The sequence below is a fragment of the Methanosaeta sp. UBA356 genome (genome assembly GCF_002496465.1).
Classification (GTDB): Archaea; Halobacteriota; Methanosarcinia; order Methanotrichales; family Methanotrichaceae; genus Methanothrix; species Methanothrix soehngenii.
In genome coordinates this window covers 10631-13923 of sequence record NZ_DAKC01000103.1, presented here as the reverse complement: position 1 = coordinate 13923, position 3293 = coordinate 10631, and the positions used below count along the sequence as shown (strand labels likewise).

Sequence of the window (3293 nt, the reverse complement as noted above, 5' to 3'; positions counted from 1 at the left end):
ATATCCTGCTCGGTTGTCGTCCAGGTCCAGCTGGGATTATTAATGAAATCCGTGCGAGCCTGGCCATCAACCAGGAACATGAACTCCAATGGATCGTTCTCTGGATCGGATGCCGCTGCAGTGAATGTCACTGCTGCGCCAGCTATTTGGGGGCTGGGCTGATCGGCAGAGAGATCGACCATCTGGGGTGGATTGTTTGGCACCGGCTCAATGGCAAACTGAGTCGCCTGAGAGCTGTCACCCTGTGGATTGTGGTTGTTGTCCCGGGCCCGAACCTCGATGGAATGGGAGCCGATATCCTGCTCGGTTGTCATCCAGGTCCAGCTGGGATTATTAATGAAATCCGTGCGAGCCTGGCCGTCAACCAGGAACATGAACTCCAATGGATCGTTCTCCGGATCGGATGCTGCCGCGATGAAGGTCACCGCTGCACCAGCAATCTGGGGACTGGCTAGATCGGCATTAAGGCTCAGCACTTGAGGAGGCTGATTTACCGGCGCTGCTATCTGCTCAGGGGCCTGCACTATCGGCTGTTCAATCACAGGAGCCTGTTCCAATTCGGGAACGGCTGCAGGCGCACTGACCTCTGCCGGGACCTGGGGAGCTGTTATTTGATAGTCTATTATCCTCTCATCGAGCTTGAAGTCCCCACTGGTATGCATTGGATCTCTCACTAAGACTCTGATCTGGTAGTTTCCCGGCTCCAATGCAGCCGTGTTCCATGTCCAGGTGTTCTCATCTATCCATTGCGTCAATGGGACCCATGTAGCAGAATCCTTTAGCTGGAACATATACGATATTGGATCGTTCTCAGGGTCCTCCGCCCGAACCGTCCATTTTATAGCGGTGCCCATAGGCTGGGGGCTGGGCTTGTCTGGCTCGACGCTTCTGATCGATGGCGGTTGATTTGCAATATCTGAAAATGCAGAATCAACCTGCTCAGGGAAACCTATCCCCTCGGGAAATCCCCCAGGCTGTTCCTGCGCATAAGCGAACGCACTCAAGAGCACGCTCACAGACAGGATCATAGCAAGAACAAGAAATTGCTTCTTGTATCTATGATTCAGCACTTTTTTTAATTTAACATTAACTGTATACTCACTATCCTTATCCCTTTTACGCATATCCTCACTCTCCTCTCCTATCCCACTTCCTTCCAACGGCCTTCATGGCCGAGAACTATCATCCGATTTATCATTTCATCAACCATCTGATCCCTATCTGGACCCCTATTCTGATTCTTGCTCTGCATTCCATCTAATGGCTCATTTGATATCTCACAGATCTTCCATCAGGAGATTATGAACTTATTTTTCACATAGAGGCTCTATCAAGATCTCTTCGGGGATCAATCTCATGTGAAACCTCTGTGATTCCCGTATAGATCTAGAGCAGATGGATGATTTCAAGCAAAGGGGTGCTTCGCAGTGCTCTTCGCGGCCAGAATATCCCCTGGCTTTGGCTCTCTATTCGCTGCGCGTTCTATGGCAATCTTCGTGGCCTGATAATTATATTCATAAACCTTATCTTTATCTTTTGCATCCCACTCCACAAATACAGACACTATTATAAAAAGATCGTCCGCCAACTCCTCGGGCAGTACTCCCGACTCGACGCAATCCATCACAGCTCGTGCCACTGCTGCCTGCACAGGGCCAAAGACCATTATTGCCTGCTGGGCATTCTTTATGGTGACCTTGTTGACCATCAGGGTCGAGGGCTTAACCGGCAGATTGGGGGCAAGGACGGCCAACAATGGCGTATGGCCCCGGGATGGCGATGCAAGTGCCCTCACAAATGCCTTTTCCACCGGGCTATCCCTTGGTCCCATAACCAGATCTATATGCGCTACCTCGGGCCCCTCTCCGACCAGTGCTTCACCAACAAGTACCCTCTGAAAAGATTGCGACATAACCAACCTTTTGGTCTTTTTCATATAAATTTGTAATCTAAGCAGTGGGCCAAAAATTATATCATCATAATGCAATGCATTGTTGCATTAATGCGAGTGATCGTAATCAACAACTATGGACAGTTCAATCACCTCATCAGGCGCAGCATACGGGATAAGGTGGACTGTGACCTCGCCTCCAACCAGACGCCACCAGAAGATATCGATGCCGACGGCTTGATACTTGGAGGAGGACCATCCTTGGATCGCGCCGGAAACTGTCGCGATTATCTTTTGAAGCTTGACATTCCCATCCTGGGGATATGCCTGGGCATGCAGATCATGGGCACCACCTTTGGTGGTCAGGTCACGGCAGGAAGCATCGGAGGCTATGCCCAGGTGGATGTGGAGCTGATCGATGAAGACGACATCCTGAAAGGCTTTCCGGCAAAGTTCAAAACCTGGGCATCTCATGCCGACCAGGTGTCACTGCTTCCTTCTCAGTTCCAGAGGCTCGCCACTTCCAGGATCTGTGATATCGAGGCCATGAAGCATCGCAATAGGCCTCTGTATGGAGTGCAATGGCATCCAGAGGTGGTGCACACCGAGCATGGTGAAGAGCTTCTGGACAATTTTATAAACATATGCAAAAGATGATTCCGACAGGGTCTCAGGGGGATGACTGCACGCCCAGAACCGCATCTTAAGTGACTGGATGTTCAATATGGATTTGTGAGCTTCGTGCCCGATAAGAATCTTCTATTAGCAGATCTTGAGCGATCATACGCCGCAGCTAGGCACCTCTCGGCCCGGTCCCTGGCCGGCCAGATCGAGAGGATCGGATTTCAGTGCCTGGGCTGCGGCCAATGCTGCCGGGGCGATGATAACAGCGTGGTTGTCTTTCCCTTTGAGGTAAGACGAATCATGGCGAAGAGGAGGCTGGATTGGCTGGAGGTAGCCCAGCCGCCGGAAGAGGGCGAATGGGACAACAACGGCAACTTCCATACCCTGGAGTGGAGGCTCAAAAAGGAGGGATTGCGCTGCCGGTTTTATGAAAAGGGGCAATGCAATATCTATGGCCAGCGCCCCCTTCTCTGCCGCACCTATCCCTTCTACCTGGTGGAGGGCGAGCTACGCTGCTCGGAATGCCCCGGCCTGGGGATGAGAATAAATGAGGATGCTGCCCAAGAGATCGCCGGGCAGCTCATCTTGCGCCATATCACTGAGATTGTGGAGGCAATAGCGCTCACCAAAAAATACCAGGACTTCCAGCGGGGCGGGTGCAAAGAGGGCAACTGCTGCATCATACATGATAGCGAGGGAGAGCACACAATCCCCCTTTTCACTGCACAGCGCTCTTAACCTCGTCTACGATCTTATCGATGAGGCTTTTCTCCTTCTC

Annotated in this window: 3 protein-coding genes and 1 pseudogene; 2 read left to right on the top strand and 2 right to left on the bottom strand. The window is 51.7% G+C overall.

The features are described 5' to 3' along the window. Together BP727_RS09640 and fae are read right to left on the bottom strand one after the other, a co-directional pair. Nucleotides 1–1028, bottom strand: a pseudogene (locus BP727_RS09640) (hypothetical protein); the annotation flags it as partial. 377 nt (nucleotides 1029–1405) lie between these two features. After that, a complete protein-coding gene (gene fae / locus BP727_RS09635; protein WP_286858561.1) occupies nucleotides 1406–1936 on the bottom strand; it encodes a formaldehyde-activating enzyme in 531 nt (176 codons plus the stop codon). 66 nt (nucleotides 1937–2002) lie between these two features. Between fae and BP727_RS09630 the strand changes: the two genes are divergently transcribed. Beyond that, nucleotides 2003–2548, top strand: coding sequence for a GMP synthase subunit A (locus BP727_RS09630; RefSeq protein WP_273277869.1), 546 nt, complete (start codon nucleotides 2003–2005; stop codon nucleotides 2546–2548). 84 nt (nucleotides 2549–2632) lie between these two features. Beyond that, the gene (locus BP727_RS09625) at nucleotides 2633–3253 is read left to right on the top strand and encodes a YkgJ family cysteine cluster protein (protein WP_273277870.1); all 621 of its coding nucleotides are present in this window, start codon (nucleotides 2633–2635) and stop codon (nucleotides 3251–3253) included. Nucleotides 3254–3293 lie beyond the last annotated feature (40 nt).

What these genes read in the sequence shown, in the direction of transcription:
- fae (WP_286858561.1), bottom strand. Translation starts at nt 1,936, where the DNA reads ATGAAAAAGACCAAAAGGTTGGTTATGTCGCAATCTTTTCAGAGGGTA.
- BP727_RS09630 (WP_273277869.1), top strand. Translation starts at nt 2,003, where the DNA reads ATGCGAGTGATCGTAATCAACAACTATGGACAGTTCAATCACCTCATC.